The sequence below is a fragment of the Candidatus Eremiobacterota bacterium genome, from assembly GCA_031082125.1.
Classification (GTDB): Bacteria; Vulcanimicrobiota; CADAWZ01; order CADAWZ01; family Ess09-12; genus Ess09-12.
Window position 1 is genome coordinate 24,648 of sequence record JAVHLM010000018.1, and the last position, 17,079, is coordinate 41,726.

A 17,079-nucleotide genomic window follows, 5' to 3' on the forward strand; every position below is an offset into this window, starting at 1 on the left:
TGATGTCAGGGCCTATCGCCTTGATGTCAGGGCCTATCGCTTTGATGTCAGGGCCTATCGCCTTGATGTCAGGGCCTATCGCTTTGATGTCAGGGCCGATCGCCTTGATATCAGGGCCTATCGCCTTGATGTCAGGGCCTATCGCCTTGATATGAGGTCCTATTGCATCGATGTCGGGACCAATAATCTTAATCTGAAGGTTGGGGCCGATAGGCTTGATATCAGGGCCGTCGGCCTTTACGTCGGGTCCTGGCACATAGAGCTGAGGCCACAGGGGGTCAACCCTTGGCCCCGGCCCATCAGGATACTTCTCACCAGGCTCAGCATTGACGTCCACCCTGACAGGAGGCTCCGTTGAAGGGGCCTTTGAAGAGACTCCCGCCCCTCCCGCAAGGAACTGCTCTTTCACCTCCCTGGAGAAATGGGATAGATCGCCGCTCTTTTCCTTCGGTGAGTCCGGTTCGCCGGTCCTGGGCGCCTGCGCACTTTTTGTATCCCGCATATGTTCAAGTTCCGGCTTTTTCGCCGCAGGAGCTTCTTCCTTGCTTTTCGCAGAATCAACCTTTTTAATCTCGTCCATCTGGGGCCTCCTTGAGAGAAAATGAACAGCCTGCACCCTGGCTGCCTTCTCTCATTATAGCAGAATTGTCGTCCATTTATATTATCATAATGTAACATCCCACGGGATTTGTTGAAAAATTGTAACAATTTGCTTGAAAGAGGATGTGAAAGGCGAGGAAATTGTAATTGCCGAGAATTCATGGTATAATTCTCCCATGTGCGGAATCCTCGCTTCCTCTCCTGCATTATTTGATTGAAGGCGAAGAGAATAAGGGCTTTGTTCTGACAGTCACTCTGCACACGATACAGTGAAGGCCTGCACTGCACTCAGCCGTGATCTTATCACTGTCACAGAGGTATATTATTTTTACTAAATTGCAGGCAACAATGAAAGGAGCAGGAATAGTGAGAAAGACTTGGTCAACAGCAGTAATTGCGATGAGCATTGCATGCGCCCTCATCATCACAGGATGCACGGGGGGCAGCGGCGATACGGGGATGTCTTACTGGGGCGGGGATGGGGGCAGCGGCAGCCAGGTGCCCAGCATCGGTCCAACCCTAGCCTCCGCGACAATCGGCCCTGCCGGGGGGACCGTAACCGTTCCCGATGGCAACGGCGAACTGACCGGTACCAAGGTCACGATTCCACCGGGAGCTCTGGACGATACAATTACCATAGGCATCGCCGCGGACAATTCACCGCCATCCAAGGCAGGCTTCCAGGTGGTGAATCAGTCCATCGCGTTCCTGCCTTCGGGGCAGCAATTCCTCAAACCCGTCACCATCGATGATCCGCATTACAACCTGCCCGCAGGGACGGTGCATAAGGAACTCGTCGTGCTGCACCGCGACGGACTGACAGGCGAGGTTACCACCATCGTGCCGGACGTCGCGAGCGAGGATGGAGTCATCTTTTCGGTCCTCAGTTTTTCGACTACGGCGCCTGCGGATCCAAGTTCCTTCAAAGTCACGATCGTCAACAATTCGGGCTATGAGGATAACCAGGTTTATGTCACGGTGGTAACGGATCCCGGCCTGATACTTCCGCCCGATGACTCTTCCAAGAGAGACGGGACACCGAATCCCCTGAACAACGATCCTTACAGTGTCAAGGCGTCGGATGGCACTTCACACATCTGCGTTGCCTATTACTACGACCGCGTGAAGAGAGAGATGACACAATTCGGTGACACCTCTGCAGTGCCTCCTGATCCGAACACCGGCTACAGCATCCCTCTGACGGCCCCCTCCCCGGCGCCGTGCCTGTCTCCAGTCACAGGATCCGCGCACACATACTGCTACAACCAGCCGCTCGCCAATATGCGATCCGGGAGGGTCTACGTGTCCCTCGGCAATCCCCTCACGACCGGCATCGTCGCCAATTTGACTCCCCCTGGTTTCAAAAATGGTGTCTGGCAGTACGGATGGGGATTTCAGGCACCCTCACCCGAGGGAGAGGCCACGATCTTTGATTTCATGGAGCTCGACAGCGACACTCCAGACAAGAAGGTGGTCGCCAATATCAGCGCGGTGGATTTCTATGCTCTCGGGCTCACCATGCACTTCGTCGCGACGGCAAGCGGTCTGGACTGCACATTCGGCTTCGATCCCACGAAGAACCGCTCGGACTTCGTGACCGCTCTGCAGGGCATGCCCGCTGCATTCCGGCAGGGCATCCTCTACGACGACGCACAGCATGTCAAGCGGGTGCTCTCTCCCAACCTGACCATGGATAACCTTGACACGTCGGGGGACCTGGGCAAGTACTATACACAATCCATTGACGATGGCTGGAAGTTCTATGCCAAGACGGAAAACCAGGCGCAGACCTGGTCATACGGAGGCTTCACCTACGCGATCCAGCCGACGAGCACCGACGACACGCTGCGGATAAAGTGCACAGCTGCTCCTGGAGGCACAAGCGACGGCCAGGATCAGATCTTTGCCGTCAGCAAGCCGACGAGCCGCCAGGTGTTCGCATGCACCGTGATTCAGACTTTTGATAATCCAGGCTGGGCCGCAGCAGGAAAGCTGGCTGCCCTTATCGGCGCCGCACTGAACCGGGGCGTTTTCCAGAGCTATGCCGACTGGGGAACTCATGGTCCTCCAGGCGATACGACCACCGATAAGCCCAAGCCTGATAAATACTATAAGGCCGGGAGCTTCAGCGAGTACGCCAAAGTCCTTCACAGTTTCGCAGTCGATGGCAAGGTCTATGCATTCGGATTCGACGACACTTTCCCGGCGGACCCCACCGCCAGCACCAATCCCAACGACCAGTCTCCTGAATTGACCATCACGATTCCCAAGTACAAATAGACGGTTTTCCCCCCTCCGGGGACAGGCCGGAGGGGGCTCAAAAACCCCTTGAACTTCGGAAAAAGAGGGAGAAAAAGGATATACTTTTACACGCAGAATTTCCCCCCCAGGATAAGGGGCTTCTCATTTACAAAGAGCGACGGGCACATTATCACCATATCCTTGTGCATGGTCGAGGTGCTGTTCCCCCCGAAGCTGCTGTTGTTGCCGATTGCAAGGTGGACTGAGCCAAGAATCTTCTCATCGAGGATTGTGTCGCCTGTGACCTTTGTCACCTCGGGGTTGGTGCCTATGCCAAGCTCTGCCATCACGTCGCAGTCCCCTTCAGCTTCACGGAGCATTGAGGCAAACACGCCGGCGTTTTCTTCCGCCGAAAAATCGACTACCCTGCCCTTGCTGAAGGCAAGCCGCAGGTCCTTGATTCTCCTGCCCTGGTGGAATACCTGGTCAAAAACAGCCACCCCTTCGGCGCTCTCCTCGACGGGGGCAACCCATACCTCTCCGCAGGGCCAGTTGGTGGTGAGGTTTCCCGCGGCGATATCCTCCTCGTCGAATATCCCCGAGTCCAGCAGCAGAGGCCTTCCCTCCAGTGACAGCGTGATTGCGGTGCCTTTTTCAGACTCGATGCGGACTTTCTTCGCATTATCGAGAAACGGCGCAATGGCTTTCTGCCTGCGGCGCATCGCCGGGAGATCGATAAGAACGGCCCGCCAGAAGAGATCATGGTATTCCTCGAAAGGCAGGCCGAAGAATTCAGCCCTCCCGGGGGTTGGGAAGCCCATGCCAAGGGTGCGGAGCTTCCTGGTCTTTTTCATCTCGCTGAACAGCTTCATTATGGGCATTGCAGCGGAGGCCATGGCAAGGCTTCTCTCTTCGGGGAGATCGGAGAGCAGCAGGGGGTCTTCGCTTGAGCCTATGGAGATGACGCAGTCGGTGATCTCGATCTTCTTCCGGGCCGGCAGGGAAGCACGCTTCAGGTATTCCAGCGGCACTTCAAAGGCAACTCTTCTTGCAAGATGATCACTTATGATCTCAAGCATCACTGAAGCGCCGGCACATTGAACCTCCAGGGCTATCTCCTCGAGGAAGGCCGCAATATGAAGGCCGCCCCTCACGCTTACCACTTCTCCCTCGCGGATACTGAGGGCCTTCACCATGCTCCTGGCCACTTCTCTGAAATCAACATTTATCAAGGCGAATCACCGTCCCCTTCTGTTCATGCGAGGCATTTCACCCACCACTTCGGGAGAAATGGCATCGAAACCTCCCGTAAAACAGGGACAGACTCTTATTTTAACTTTTTCTCGCAATTGGCCCGAAGGAAAGTGGCCCTGTTCGAACAATTAATAACCATAGGGGAGCTTCCCGGGTTTTGGTCCCGGGCTTTGGAATGAACATGAAAAAACAGTCGATTCATAAATATACCGGGGTCGCCCTTCTGATGCTTGCCCTATTTTCATTCACCGGTGCACGGGCATCAGAAGCGCAGAATGCCCTGGAAATCACACGCTATAAAATAAGCGCGGCGATACCGGAGGACTGCAGGTCCCTTCATGTAAAAGCCCTGGCCACCATCTCCGGCAGAGGCCACCGCAGTCCTTCCCCTGTAATATTCACCCTGGGTCAGAACTTCAAGGGCGCCCTTGTTGAAGAGGTGGCCGTCTTTGACGGCGCCGGCATGCCCATAGAATTCAGTTTTGCCGGTGGAGAGCTCTCGACGGACTACCCACCGGAATCCCCCGCCGGAGAAAGGCAGATCCTCATTGAATATGATCTGAAAGAAGCGGAAGGCGGCGCGAAAGATCCTTACGGGCCTTTCGCGTTCCGGCTTGCTCCCGCGGGATGCCATATCAACGCGGCAATCACGAGAACTGACAACTGGTTCCCCAGGCTTGGCGGCAGTGAGATAAAGGCCCTCCCGCCCTTTGAGCTCACCCTTGATGTGCCGGGAAAATTCGAAGTGATGGCATCCGGGAGGCTCCTCGGCTGCAGCCAGGAGGGGGGGAGGAAGATCTACCGCTGGGCGGCGTACAAAGACCTCACAGACCGAAGCCTCTATTTCTTCACAAGGGAAGCGGTAAAAGTGAGGAAAACTTTTGATGACGGATTTGCCGTGGATCTCTACCTTCCCCCGGGGGCCCGTGAGGAAAACATACAGACACTTGCAGCAACAATCCACGGGAGTTACCGCTTCTTTGAACAGAGATTCGCCCCGTCGCCCTGCGGCGAGTATAAGATAATGGCCTTCCCGGGGGGCTATTCAGGGCTCTGCAATTCCATGACTGTCCCCCCCTCCCTTTTTACTGAGCCAGTCAGGAACAATGACATGGGCTTCCCCATGAGAACCGTTATCCATGAGGTCTCCCACACCTGGTGGGGAAACATGGCAGTCCCCGATGCTTCAAAGGATTACTGGCTCTTCGAGGGATTCGGGAAATACTCGGAGATCATCGCCCTTAAACAGTGCCTGGGACTTGACTGTGAGCTGGAGAGCTTCCGCCGCCTCAAGGCCCTCTCCCTTCCCTACCTTGACTGTGCACCGCCCGTGAGCAAGGCCCAGACTGCTGAAAACAGGATGCTGCAGACCGTATCGGCCTATTACCGCGGGGCTCTCTTTCTCAAGATGCTGGAGCATATTCTGGGCCCTGAGAATTTCCGCCTGGCCATAAGGGATTATATAGCCTCCTGCAGGAACAGGACTTCCACCACCGGGCGCCTGAGGGCAGTCTGCGACGGCCATAGCAGGGTGAGCCTCAGGGAGGTTTTTTCGGGATATCTCGACGGGCCCGGCTTTGCCCGTTACCGCCTCACCGGGGTGGCGGGAAAGATTGAAAAGGAAGAAATCATTGACACTCTCCTCTTCCTCAACACCGGCAGTGTGCCCATTCACTGTGATGTGGAACTTCCCGAAGAGGGGAAAACAGTGCGGGGAGCCCTTGACGTGGGAAAGGAAGGGGGGCTGATATTTGAGGTGGCGCGCGGCAAAGGGGAGAACAAATGCCCGGTCAGAATCGATCCTGACGGAGTATCCCCGGTCTGCCCCGAAGGGCTGAGAGGATGCGGCGGCATGGCATATTATGAAGGAGCTGCCGTCCTGTTCGGAGATATCATAAAAGGAACGCCCCTCTCAAAAGCGGGAATACACGGGGGAACCTTCCTTGTCAAGATTGACGGCCAGGATCCGCCGATGCAGGATATCTGTGCGCTCAACAATATGCTCCAGCGGCAGAAAGGCACCGCGATGACCCTTACGGTCAGGACGCCCGGAAGCAGCGAGAAAAAAATAAAGGTGAAGTTCTGATCATTCGTAGATCCCCCGGCGGCGCGCCAGTTTTTTCAGCCACTTCCCTTCCAGGGCTTTGAGCTCTTCAGTGCTGTCGCTCCCGGCCTCATCACTCTCTTCAAGATGATCCAGAATCTCGATGGCGAAGCTCTCCTCTCCGAATTCATTCCATTCCTTCTGAAGCTCCCTGTCCTTGTGAACGCCGTATTTCAGCGAGAATCGGCTCCTGTTGATGATGGCCCTGATATTGGGGCTTGACTCGATGAGAAGCTTCCCGTTCCTCACGTTCCGTATCTGATAGATCCCCATTTCTTTGCGGGCCTCTTTGTAGCGAAGCTTTAACTCTTTGTGTGATGGCATCGGCTTATCTCCATTCTCCCCATGGGCTCAGTATTTTACCCAGTAGCGGCTTCCATCCTTTTCCCTGTCGAGAAAGCCGTACTCGATGAGATAGCGCCTCACGGTGACATAGTCATCATAAACGCTTTTCAGGAGTTCGTTGACCTCCTTTTCGGAATAATTCCTCTTTCTCTCGAACCTGTTTGCAATGGCGGTGAGGACCACAAGCTTTCTCTTCTCCTTCCTGGGGAAACGGAGCAGAGTTCCTTCAGTGCCCTCCCTGAAATAGGCTTTCAGAATTTCATCCCGCTCCTTTTCGGTAATGACGTAACGGTCATCAACCATAGTGGCAGTGGGGTGAGGATGAATCAGCCTCTCCCTGCGCGATGCCTTCTTCTCCAGCAGTCCCATGAGGGCAAGAAAGACAGTTGCCTGCTTCTCCCTCTCGCGGAGAAGAAACCGGTGGTTTCTGACTGTCGAGGTGCTTCCTCCGCCGAGCCTGCGGACTATCTCGCTGTCACTCAATCCCTCGTGGAAGAGCTGCAGCATTGTTCTCGCATGGTCAGTGAGGCCGGTATGCCTCCGGTTCATGGACAGAATATATTCAAAGGGTGATCCATGGGCGGCAGTGATATGAAGTGAGACCGCCTTCTCCGCGTCATGCAGGGACGGCCCCTCCTGGTAGATTGTGCCCTGTTCCCAGGCCATCCCGCAGAAAAGGCACCGGTATTCTCCATGGGAGCTGTCAAAAACATGGCCCTTCATCATTTCTTCCATAGAAGCCCTGAAAAAAAGTTCCGCCGGCTGATTCATATTAAACATTTCTGCCTTTAGTTTATTTATTTATAGACATTATATAATATTGTTTACTAATTGTCAATCATGGAACACACTGGGCCTTCAGCTGCGGCTAAATGATCTCTCAACCGGGGAGAGAGGGAATGACAAGGTCAGTGCAGTATATGCCCTGAAAGCACAGCGATGGTGCTCCAGGCTCTTCCCCGGCTCCGGGAAAAGGAGGAATAATGCTGAAAATCATAAGAAACAGCAGTGCTTTTTTCATTCTGCTGGCACTCATGCTGAGCGCGGGAGCCCATGGAGGGGAGTCATACGTGAATGTTCCCCCGACGGTATCAGGGGAATGGCAGGATTTCCTCAGGAAGCTCCCTGATCCTCACCTGGCTCCTCCCTACCCTGCACCTGACGACAGGGAAGGGTGGAAGAAATTTCGCAAAGATGCCGAGAAACTATGGAAAGCCAGCTCAGATGCCGTCATCAAGCGCTTCGGTGCGACAGTGACGGCTGCAGAGAAGGGCGGAGTGCCGGTCGTGGAGGTCAGGCCTGAGCACTGGAAGGACAATGGAAAAATCCTGATATACCTCCATGGAGGCGGCTACACCACCGGCAGCGCGTCATCGACAGCAGGGAACCCCGCTGTTATGGCTTATTACACGGGGCTGCGCGTCATATCAATTGATTACACTGTTGCCCCGGAAGGCACCTGGGACAAGGTGACCGACGAGGTCATCGCCGTGCTGGCAGCCCTCGAAAAGGAAGGGTATCCCCCGGGCAGGACAGCCATCTGGGGCGACTCAGCGGGCGGGGGCCTTGCGGCGGGAGCAGTACTGAAGATGCGGGACAGGGGTCTCGCCATGCCTTCCGCAGCAGTGCTGTGGTGTCCATGGTCAGATATCACCGACACTGGCGACACCTATGCCACACTGGAAAAGGCCGATCCCAGCTATACCTACCCCAGGCAGCTCAAGCACTGCGCCGATGCCTACGCCAGGCCCGGGGACCAGAAAAATCCCTACGTTTCTCCTGTCTATGGAGATTACTCGAAAGGATTCCCGCCGACGCTGATCCAGGGAGGCACCAAGGAGATTTTCCTGAGCAACTATGTCCGCCACTACCAGGCCCTGGACCAGGCAGGAATCCCTGTAAAGCTGGACCTTTACGAGGGGATGATCCATGTGTTCATGGCCATCCTCCCCGATTCACCGGAAGGGAAAAGGGCTCTGAAAAAGGCGGCGCAGTTCATTGACAGGTACCTTTAGATGATGGCATCCAGAGATCTTCCAGCAGGCATGCTTGTCAATAATTTGACATCGCCCCCTTTTTCTGCAATTATTACAAATTCGTAACAAAGATGACGAAAAAATGTCACAATGGCATGACAAGTTAACATTTCTCTTCTTCCATACAATAGCGCCTGCTGCTATAATTAAATAGCCGGGACAATACGGCTGATCTGCTCATTTGCCACATAAGGAGGCCATATTCATGGGAGATACTACAATTTCCGGGTCACCGCAAAGGATTGCATCACCTCAGAATATCAGCGCCCCCAAGGCTCCGGCGCCGCCGCCGGCTCCTCCTCCGAAAACCGAAGCGGCACCCGCCGAAAGCACCCGCCTCTCCGCTGAGACTCAGGGAGCCCCGCAGAAGCCACAAGGCTCAGGAACGGCTTCCAGCATGGCGCATGCCTTCGGTGACGCGGCGAAGAAAGCGCTGGGATTTGACGGCAAGGACGGCTGGGGAGAAAAGATCCATCAGGCAAAGGAAAAGGTGAACAAGCAGGCTGCCCGGGCGGAAAAGAACCAGGAAGGAGTCCCCGAGGAGGATATGAAGAAGCTCAAGAGCGCCGCAAACGGAGGATTCCTGAAGAAAGCAACGGCAGCGGCGATGCTGGGGACCGATATCAAGGGCCTTCCCGATGCCATAAAGCAGACAGAGCAGTGGAACAACCTTCCCCAGGGAGCCCGCGACGCCGCCGTGACAGGCCTCAAGCTGGGCGGCAAGGTGCTTGGCGCCGTTGACAGCGTGGTCCATCCCGACTGAGGGCGGCACTACTTATTTCATTGTATATTTACTCACGCCTGAAATAAGATTTTGATTGCAATGAGCTTTTCGCGTGGCCTGTGGCATGCTCTTGAGCATAAAAGTGACAGCTCCCGGAAAACCGGCGGCTGCCATTGTTTTTTCCGGGAGAATGTTTCAGGGCCTCAGGGGAGAATATATACTCACGCATATCATGAGAGGCTCCCGAGGTGTATCTATGGCCTCCCGGGTAATTCCTGACGGCACGGTTGTCTATAACAAATACAGAGTCCTGAAGTCTCTCGGCGAAGGAGGAATGAACAGGGTCTACCTCGTGGCGGACTTCCAGGGGAAGCCATTTGCGATGAAGGTGACGAGAAGCCCGGGGGAGACAGGCACAACCCTCGGGGAGATCACTGAGAAGTTTTACCGTGAAGTGGAGATCCTCACGAAATTCCCCCATGAGAACCTCCCCGCCCTGGAAGACTATTTCACGTCAGGTGGTGAGTTCTTTCTCGTTGAAGAGTATATCGACGGCATCTCCCTCGAGGATTTTCTCAGCAGGTCGCTCCTTGGCGAGAACGAGACCATCGAGCTTGCCCTCATGCTCTGCGACGTGCTGACATTCCTTCACCGCCGCGGCATAATATTCCGCGATCTCAAGCCTGCCAACATCGTGGTCACCGCGGCGCGCCACCTCAAGCTCATTGATTTCGACATCGCCCGCTTTTACCGTCCTGGAAAGGCTGCCGATACCGTGGCGCTTGGAACCCCCGGCTATGCGGCACCGGAGACGTACGGGAAGTCCCAGAGCAATGCCCGCTCAGACATTTACTCCCTGGGGGCCACTCTCCACCACCTTCTTACGGGCATCAATCCCCAGGACAGGCCATTTCACTTTGAGCCTGTCAAGAAGGTTCGGCATGACATCTCGCCGGGGCTCGCTGCCATAATTGAGAAGGCTCTCAGGCATGACCCCCGCGAGCGCTACCCGTCAGCTTCTTCCATGAAAAAAGATCTCGAGAGAATCCGCCCCGCGGCCGGCCAGGGGAAGACCATCTTCCAGGATTTACTTTCTGCCCTTTCCCTGTGGGCCTCCCAGGTCAGTCAATGGAGCCTGGCGGCTCCCATGAGAATATCCCGCCCGGAGCTTACAGACCATCTCCTGCATGCAGTCCAGGAGGGAAACATCAGCAGGGCGAAGCGCCTCATAGAAGAGGGATGCCCTCTTAACGGGTGTGACTACTTCCGCAATACTCCTCTTCATCTTGCCGCCCAGCGGGGCGACAGGCCCATGGCGGAGCTTCTCATCAACCTCGGGGCCAGGCTTGACCTCGCGAACCGTGAGGGGATGACGCCAAGAGACCTTGCCTTCTTTTCCGGGAGTCCTGAAATCGAGAAGATCCTGGCGAGAAGGAATGGCCCCCTCTTGGTCTACGATCCCTCGGGAATGATGAGAATCCACAAGATGGCAGCCGAAGGAAACATAATGTTATATCTGTTGCTTTACAAAGAAATGCCGAACGAGGCTTCCTTCCTGAACCTCCAGGATGGTGCGGGGCGCACACCTCTTCACTACGCCATTGAGAACAACCGCAACGAACTGGCCGTGGCCCTGATAAACAATGGTGCAAGGCTGGACATAAAGGACCGAAAAGGCGATACTCCCCTCCACCTTCTTCAAAATTTCTTCATGCTGTCTTATCTCTATGAATGTTGTTACAGCTCCAAGATAAACGCAAGCTTTCTTAACGTGGCTGACCGCGAGGGAAAAACGCCCCTCTACAATGCCGTCGTAAAAGGGGAAAGACAAATGGTGAAATTTCTGGTCAGCCAGGGAGCCGACATCAACTGCATCACAAGAAGCAAAGACAGCCTCATTCATGGCGCCATCGCCTCCTACGAGGATGATATTGCCAGGCTCCTCATCAGCAAAGGCATTAAACTGAACCAGAAAAACAGCCAGGGCAAGACGCCTCTCATGCTTGCCGTGGAATGGGAGCGCTGGGAGATCGCAAAGCTTCTGGTAGAAAACAGGGCAGGCATCAACATGGCAGACAGCGCCGGGAAGACTCCCCTTATGGCTGCGATAGAGAAAGGCAAGATCTCTTTCGTGGAAAAGCTCATAAAAAAAGGTGCCGAGGTAAAGACCTGCGACAACAGCGGGATGACAGCGCTCCACTATGCTGCCGAGGGAGGCTCCAGGACCATCATAGAGCTCCTTTTGAAATTCAGGGCACGGACAGACGCTGCCGATCACCAGGGAAGGACGCCTGAGATGGTCGCTCAAAGCGATGTGGCGGCACTGCTGCACAAGCATTGAGAGGCCGGCTCGGCCCCTGTCACGCATACAGACAATTCCCTTTTTCTGCTATAATTATAGTGAAGGACCACGGCTCCTGTGAACAGAAGTTATTTTCACCTGCATCAGGGAAAAAAGGGGTGGGTTACGGTGATGGAAAGGCTTTGTCAAAAAGGCTTCGCCCTCGTGATGGTGCTTATCATCATCATCATACTTGTGCTCCTGGGCGTCGCAGTGGCAGGGCTTTCAACAATGCAGGCCCGGTATTCACTGGAATACAACAAAGAAGGTACTACCCGCCAGGCCGCTCTCGCGGGCATCAGCGAAGCCACTTACACGCTCAACAAATCCCCTGACTGGAGCAATCTCTCGGCCATACAGGGAAACATCCCTGACCAGGCTTTCACCGATGACACTCCTCCCGGCGCCACCTCCACCTTTGCTTACAAGAGGCTGTATCCTGAAAATGATTGTTATTACAGGGTCACCCTGGAATTTACCTCAAGTAATTCAATCTGCACCGTCACGTCAGAGGGCTTCTTTGAGAAAGAGGGCGAGGAGGTCTGGAAAAGCACCGTCAAGGCCACATTCAAGAGGAGCGCAGCTTTCCATTACGCCATCTGCCAGTACGACTTTGACTTTCCCATGCCCGCCACCGACCCCGGCTTGTTGATGACCCTCGCTGGGACCATAAATATTGAAGGCGATGTGGGCACTCTCCTCGACGAAAAAGCCACCATAATGGCCACTTCCCCTGCCAAGCCTCTTACAATCTACAAGAAACCGGGAAGCCAGGTGACTCTCGCTCAAGGGTCATTGAACACCACCCTGGAGACAAAAGCGGATCTTGCCATGCCCTCCCCTCCAATTGCGAGCTACCCCTTCGAGGATCCCTCGGCCAATGCCGCGCCCGGTGAAATCCTCAGAATTGGCAGTGTACAGGGAACGGTGGAGTTGACCACAAAATACACCTACCTCACAGAAGTCGCGCCCGGCACCAGGATCAACATCAATTCGGCAACAAAACCGGTATATCTCATCATTTCAGAAATAGCCTCCGGCAACCTCGCCAATGTGACAATCAACGGCGATGGAAAAGCCGACGACCTCATAATAGTGAGGGAGGGCTCTCACAAGCCTCTTCACATAGATGGAGCTGCGCTTGTGAAAGCCCATGTCCAGGCCCACACTATCACCGTTGCCGGCAATGTGGAAGTACATGGCTCCCTTAACGCCCTGCAGCTCGGAATGTATGGCGATACCAAGCTTTACGGCTCCGCGGTAGGACTCAAGCTTTCCATCGCAGGCAATGCCATGATAAAAGCCGGCAGCGGAGGCGGCACTGGTGCCGCGGGTAAGCCGACAGTCACCTCGTGGGAAGAGGACTGACCAAAAACAGTATCACAGGGAGAGCGATGCACAACAAAGCACCGGAGAAGTACAGAACGGAAAAAAAGAGCCCGGGGGCTCCGAAAGAGGAGCGCTTCTCCTATGTGATCAAGAACCTGAGGCTGAATATCGAGCGGGGCGAGGTCAAGGCCTCGAGCCTCCAGGACGCCATAAGGAAGATTGAAAACAAGGCTTTCCAGATCATCTCCGTTGAGAGGGCCCGGAAGCCCTTTGCCGTTCAGCTCAGAACCTACCACATTGAAAACATCACCTTTCTTTTCAGGGAGATCTCGATTATCCTCAAGAGCGGCCTGACCCTCCAGAGGGCTTTCATCATCCTGAACGAGCAGGCCGAAAGCGCCGGTGCCCGCGAGATTTTTGCAGCCATACAGAAATCCCTGGAAGAGGGAAGGTCCTTTTCCGAGTCCCTGGGCCTCTTCCCCGGCATCTTCACAAGATTTCACCGCAGCATGGTCCGCGCCTCGGAGCAGGGAGGCTTCCTGCAGCAAAGCATCGAGTACCTTTCCGACGTGCTGGAACGGGAAGCGCACCTGAAGAAAAAAGTGAAAACCGCCCTCATGTATCCCCTTATACTGATAACCCTCTCGCTCATCGGCGGCTTTCTCATCTTTTCCTCCATTACCCCTCACCTCGAGACGCTGGTAAAAGACCTGGACCTTGAGCTCCCCCTTTTCTCCAGGATAATGATGGAGCTCTTCGGCCTGACCAGAAACTGCTTCATCTTCATCCCTTCTGTGGTGGTGGCTCTCTACATCCTTTACGCCCTCTGGGCTTATATAGGAAACACGAGAAGAGGCCAGCTCTGGTGGGAGAAGTTCGTGCTCTCCCTCCCCGTCATCAAGGAGCTGAAGGTAAAGGCAGTGATCACCCATGCCCTTATCACTCTCTCCTCACTGGTGAGCTCGGGAGTCCACCTTGTCGAGGCCCTCATGCTCGCAGGAGAAACGTGTGACCACTATTATATCGGCGGGGCCTTTCAATCCATCGCGGAAAACATCAAGGAGGGACAGACCATCTGGGAGAGCATGGAGGCTTATCCCGCCTTCTTCCCGCAGACCCTTGTGGCGATGGTGAGCGTCGGCGAGGAGACAGGAGAGCTTGCCGAGGTGCTCTCCAGGACAGCGGCCTTTTACGAGCTGGATTTGAATACGAGCCTTGAGAGCTTCACCAAGATCATCGAACCGGCGGCAGTGACCTTGCTGGGCGTCATGATAGGGCTTATGATTCTTTCATTCTTTGTGCCCGTCTATGCCGCCCTCAACAGATTCTGAAGAAGGGGAGGAGAACGATCTCCGTGCTGAAGGCTGGGATTACAGGAAAAAATATGACTGGCTTCACCCTGGTGGAGGTGATAATTGCCCTGCTCCTCTTCCTCCTCATTATCTCGTATTTCCTTCTGCTCATCCCTCTCTCACAGGTAAGGATAAAGAACTCCACCCACCAGGACGTGGCCCTCACGCTGGCCGAGGATATCCTCGAGAAGGTCCGGGTGATGAAATGGAGTGACATCGACAAGAACAGCACTTATGACGGCACCACTTTCAACAATCACACCCCTGACCCGGCCACGCAGCAGTACGCCGGAGCGGCATTCTATCCCCCCGTGCCGCCTTACCGCCTTTATACTTACCGTATGATGTCATCAGACAAGCCCCACAGTGTCGATTACCAGTTCAATGTCGATACAAGATATGAGCCCGGCTCCACAGAGCTTATCAAGGTGACGGTGAAAGTCTTCTGGCAGGAGAGCACGGGGAACAGGGGCTCCCTGCAGATAAAGCAGTGCATGCTCTCTTCAAAGATATGCAAGAGGTGAGATAATGGACCGTTTCTCCAGGAAGTCCCGGGGTGCCACTCTCGTTGAGCTTATCATAGGTGTGGGCCTTATGGCCCTTATCCTCACCTTATGTTCAGCCCTTTTCGTCTCATCATGGAGACGGTTCCACGAAACCAACGTGATGAGCGACCTTCACAACAGTGCAGTCATCGGGCTTGACCGGTTCGGGAGGGACCTGAGGGAGACGGCAGCCTCGTCGATGATATATGACAACGATGGGAAATACTGGATCCTTGCCGAGGCAAGGAATAATGGGGGAACCTACATGAGAGACACTGGCAGCCAGGCGCAGTGGCAGTACTGGGCCTGCTATTATCTCTTTGAAGACAGAAGCCTCTCTCCGGCCGATGGCGGTGAGAAAATATATCTCCTCGCGAAAAAGAAGGCGCTCTTCGACGCCACTTCCGCCACGGGGCCCGCGCCGGCATCTTTTACCAGCGATATCAGCGGCGCCGTCATCGTGGCGAAGAACGTGAAAGCCTTCAGCATGAGCGGGAGAAAAAACTCCCAGGACCTCTACACCTGCAGGCTCTCCATCGAAACCCTCAGGTATTACCAGGGGCGGAAATACAATTTTTTGCTGGACAAGGCCTTCACCCTCCCTGAGCTCACCCTGTCGGCCCCTTCGCCTTCGCCCTCGCCCGGGCCCGGCGGCAAGGATTAGGGAGAAAACCATACCTGTCAGCGCGGGAGAGGAGGAGACTGGCGGCGAAAGCTTCAAAGAGGAAATAAAGAGAATGGGGTGAATGTATCTGCACTATCATGTACTCTGGAGCATAAGAAAGAAGTGACGCATCAATGAAAAGGCTGGTATTTTTTCTCATTCTTCTCGGCGTGCTTTTCGCAGCACCAGGACCCTCGCAGGCAAAAAGCGAGTACCTCCTCTTCCAGACGATAGGCGACCCCGACAAGGACGGCGTGCTGGAGACAATCCAGATCACCTCCGGCGAGAGCGCCGACCCAAGGAAAGAGACGTCCAAGAGCTTCAAGATAAGGAAAGAGGGCAAAATCGTCTATGAGCGTGATCTGGGCACCGCTCCCTTCTCTGTTGACAAGGAAGCGATGCACGGAGGCCTTGACACGGGAATCCACCTCAGGGTTTCAAAGGGAAAGTATCCCGAGATATTTATCGTCTTTTCGGCAAACTCCGATTACTGCTGCTGGTTCCAGTTTGACGGGAAAACCTACAAAATCAAGGCCCCGTGAGAATGGCCCCATTTCATTTTTCGCGGAAAAAATCCTTCACCCTGTCTTTTATCTGATGGGCTTTTTCCTTTGCCATATGGAAACAGCCCTTAATCTCGTCCTTGTCGGTACGCCATGTGCGGTACACCATCCCTATGCCTGCCGCCCCCATTACAAGTGTGGAGGGGAGGCCCGAGAGCACGCAGGAAAGGCTCATTGCCGCTCCCACGCCCATGTCAAGCGCCCCCAGGACCTTCAACTCCTTCTCGCCCTTCTCCACGCCTTTTTTATAGAGCCGGGCGCCAAGGGCGACATCAAGGGCGCCTCCCGCCACGCCAAGAGCAGCGCCTATGGCTCCCATGAGGGGAGCCTTGGCCGTTATGCCCTTGAGGGCAGGGCTCCCTTTTTCAACAAGAGAAGCTGCCCATCTGGTGCCCGCAAGGTCCTTAAGGCCGAGGGAGAGATGGCGGAGTCCCCATGAAGCGGCGCTCCCATGAGACATCGCCAGGTCCCTGTCCACGTGCCTGTCATCCTTGTAATCCCTGTAGATGCCCGTAAGGCCCAGGTCGGCATTGAGGAAGCCTCCTGCTATCCTGAGGCCCGGCGTGAGCGAAAAGGCCGTCTTGAAGACTGTCTCGAGGGCATGGAGCCCATGGTAGGTCCCCCACATGGTCTGCTTGGAGCCCTTCAGAAACTTGACACGGTCGTGATCCTTGAGGCCGCTGTAAAGCTCCTTCACGCCGGACACCATGAGCGCACCGGCAATGAGGGCGTTCAGCTTGTCAAAAATGGGGGAATCTTTCAGATTGTGGGCAATATTTGCGCCTATGGTGGCGCTGTCATTAGTGCCGTCACCCTTTTTCAGGATATCGAGGGGCTCCCCCCCTGAAAGCAAAGGATTCTTCCCCGATCCATGGGAAAGAGGGCTTCCCTGGCTTGAAATCCTGTCGATTCTGTCCATAAGGTGCACCAAGCCTCACATACTGTTCCATCTTAATTGTAAAGCCTTCCTGCTATTATCTC

The 17,079-nt window shown here is 54.9% G+C and carries 15 protein-coding genes; 10 read left to right on the forward strand and 5 right to left on the reverse strand.

Annotated elements, in window-relative coordinates; genetic code table 11:
• Window positions 1–580, reverse strand: a 580-nt coding sequence (locus RDV48_18825; GenBank protein ID MDQ7824860.1) for a hypothetical protein, incomplete at its 3' end; no start/stop codon positions are given.
• A gap of 368 nt (window positions 581–948) precedes the next feature.
• On the opposite strand from RDV48_18825, the gene RDV48_18830 reads away from it, so the two are divergent.
• Complete coding sequence (locus RDV48_18830; protein ID MDQ7824861.1) at window positions 949–2,880, forward strand: beta-1,3-glucanase family protein; 1,932 nt, start codon at window positions 949–951, stop codon at window positions 2,878–2,880.
• 86 nt (window positions 2,881–2,966) lie between these two features.
• Here the strand turns inward: RDV48_18830 and RDV48_18835 are convergent, their stop codons facing one another.
• Window positions 2,967–4,073 carry an aminopeptidase gene (locus RDV48_18835; protein MDQ7824862.1) on the reverse strand — a complete coding sequence of 369 codons (1,107 nt, stop codon included), beginning with the start codon at window positions 4,071–4,073 and terminating at the stop codon, window positions 2,967–2,969.
• 197 nt (window positions 4,074–4,270) lie between these two features.
• Between RDV48_18835 and RDV48_18840 the strand changes: the two genes are divergently transcribed.
• The gene (locus RDV48_18840; protein MDQ7824863.1) at window positions 4,271–6,181 is read left to right on the forward strand and encodes a M1 family aminopeptidase; all 1,911 of its coding nucleotides are present in this window, start codon (window positions 4,271–4,273) and stop codon (window positions 6,179–6,181) included.
• Here the strand turns inward: RDV48_18840 and RDV48_18845 are convergent, their stop codons facing one another.
• Both RDV48_18845 and RDV48_18850 read right to left on the reverse strand, forming a co-directional pair.
• Window positions 6,182–6,523: a GIY-YIG nuclease family protein gene (locus tag RDV48_18845; GenBank protein ID MDQ7824864.1), complete on the reverse strand. Its 342-nt coding sequence runs from the start codon at window positions 6,521–6,523 to the stop codon at window positions 6,182–6,184.
• Between the two features lie 27 nt (window positions 6,524–6,550).
• Window positions 6,551–7,315: a DUF2087 domain-containing protein gene (locus RDV48_18850; GenBank protein ID MDQ7824865.1), complete on the reverse strand. Its 765-nt coding sequence runs from the start codon at window positions 7,313–7,315 to the stop codon at window positions 6,551–6,553.
• A gap of 212 nt (window positions 7,316–7,527) precedes the next feature.
• Between RDV48_18850 and RDV48_18855 the strand changes: the two genes are divergently transcribed.
• The 8 genes from RDV48_18855 (at window position 7,528) to RDV48_18890 (ending at window position 16,077) form a co-directional block, all read left to right on the forward strand.
• Window positions 7,528–8,559, forward strand: a complete 1,032-nt coding sequence (locus tag RDV48_18855) for an alpha/beta hydrolase (protein ID MDQ7824866.1) — start codon at window positions 7,528–7,530, stop codon at window positions 8,557–8,559.
• Between the two features lie 226 nt (window positions 8,560–8,785).
• On the forward strand, window positions 8,786–9,343 hold the full coding sequence (locus RDV48_18860; protein MDQ7824867.1) for a hypothetical protein: 558 nt from the start codon (window positions 8,786–8,788) through the stop codon (window positions 9,341–9,343).
• A gap of 217 nt (window positions 9,344–9,560) precedes the next feature.
• Window positions 9,561–11,645, forward strand: a complete 2,085-nt coding sequence (locus RDV48_18865) for an ankyrin repeat domain-containing protein (GenBank protein MDQ7824868.1) — start codon at window positions 9,561–9,563, stop codon at window positions 11,643–11,645.
• 132 nt (window positions 11,646–11,777) lie between these two features.
• Window positions 11,778–13,013, forward strand: a complete 1,236-nt coding sequence (locus RDV48_18870; protein ID MDQ7824869.1) for a hypothetical protein — start codon at window positions 11,778–11,780, stop codon at window positions 13,011–13,013.
• A 26-nt stretch (window positions 13,014–13,039) separates the two neighbouring features.
• A complete protein-coding gene (locus RDV48_18875; GenBank protein ID MDQ7824870.1) occupies window positions 13,040–14,305 on the forward strand; it encodes a type II secretion system F family protein in 1,266 nt (421 codons plus the stop codon).
• Window positions 14,306–14,358: 53 nt separating this feature from the next.
• On the forward strand, window positions 14,359–14,850 hold the full coding sequence (locus RDV48_18880; protein MDQ7824871.1) for a hypothetical protein: 492 nt from the start codon (window positions 14,359–14,361) through the stop codon (window positions 14,848–14,850).
• Window positions 14,851–14,854: 4 nt separating this feature from the next.
• Entirely contained in the window at window positions 14,855–15,535 is a 681-nt protein-coding gene (locus RDV48_18885; GenBank protein ID MDQ7824872.1) for a hypothetical protein, read from the forward strand.
• 134 nt (window positions 15,536–15,669) lie between these two features.
• Window positions 15,670–16,077 (forward strand): hypothetical protein, encoded by a 408-nt coding sequence (locus RDV48_18890; GenBank protein MDQ7824873.1) that lies wholly within the window; start codon window positions 15,670–15,672, stop codon window positions 16,075–16,077.
• 13 nt (window positions 16,078–16,090) lie between these two features.
• Here the strand turns inward: RDV48_18890 and RDV48_18895 are convergent, their stop codons facing one another.
• Window positions 16,091–17,017: a hypothetical protein gene (locus tag RDV48_18895; GenBank protein ID MDQ7824874.1), complete on the reverse strand. Its 927-nt coding sequence runs from the start codon at window positions 17,015–17,017 to the stop codon at window positions 16,091–16,093.
• Between the last annotated feature and the right edge of the window lie 62 nt (window positions 17,018–17,079).

Coding starts and splice junctions, on each gene's coding strand:
- RDV48_18850 (MDQ7824865.1), bottom strand. CDS start 7,315: ATGAATCAGCCGGCGGAACTTTTTTTCAGGGCTTCTATGGAAGAAATG.
- RDV48_18890 (MDQ7824873.1), top strand. CDS start 15,670: ATGAAAAGGCTGGTATTTTTTCTCATTCTTCTCGGCGTGCTTTTCGCA.
- RDV48_18860 (MDQ7824867.1), top strand. CDS start 8,786: ATGGGAGATACTACAATTTCCGGGTCACCGCAAAGGATTGCATCACCT.
- RDV48_18880 (MDQ7824871.1), top strand. CDS start 14,359: ATGACTGGCTTCACCCTGGTGGAGGTGATAATTGCCCTGCTCCTCTTC.
- RDV48_18865 (MDQ7824868.1), top strand. CDS start 9,561: ATGGCCTCCCGGGTAATTCCTGACGGCACGGTTGTCTATAACAAATAC.
- RDV48_18895 (MDQ7824874.1), bottom strand. CDS start 17,017: ATGGACAGAATCGACAGGATTTCAAGCCAGGGAAGCCCTCTTTCCCAT.
- RDV48_18855 (MDQ7824866.1), top strand. CDS start 7,528: ATGCTGAAAATCATAAGAAACAGCAGTGCTTTTTTCATTCTGCTGGCA.
- RDV48_18840 (MDQ7824863.1), top strand. CDS start 4,271: ATGAACATGAAAAAACAGTCGATTCATAAATATACCGGGGTCGCCCTT.
- RDV48_18845 (MDQ7824864.1), bottom strand. CDS start 6,523: ATGCCATCACACAAAGAGTTAAAGCTTCGCTACAAAGAGGCCCGCAAA.
- RDV48_18830 (MDQ7824861.1), top strand. CDS start 949: ATGAAAGGAGCAGGAATAGTGAGAAAGACTTGGTCAACAGCAGTAATT.
- RDV48_18870 (MDQ7824869.1), top strand. CDS start 11,778: ATGGAAAGGCTTTGTCAAAAAGGCTTCGCCCTCGTGATGGTGCTTATC.
- RDV48_18875 (MDQ7824870.1), top strand. CDS start 13,040: ATGCACAACAAAGCACCGGAGAAGTACAGAACGGAAAAAAAGAGCCCG.
- RDV48_18885 (MDQ7824872.1), top strand. CDS start 14,855: ATGGACCGTTTCTCCAGGAAGTCCCGGGGTGCCACTCTCGTTGAGCTT.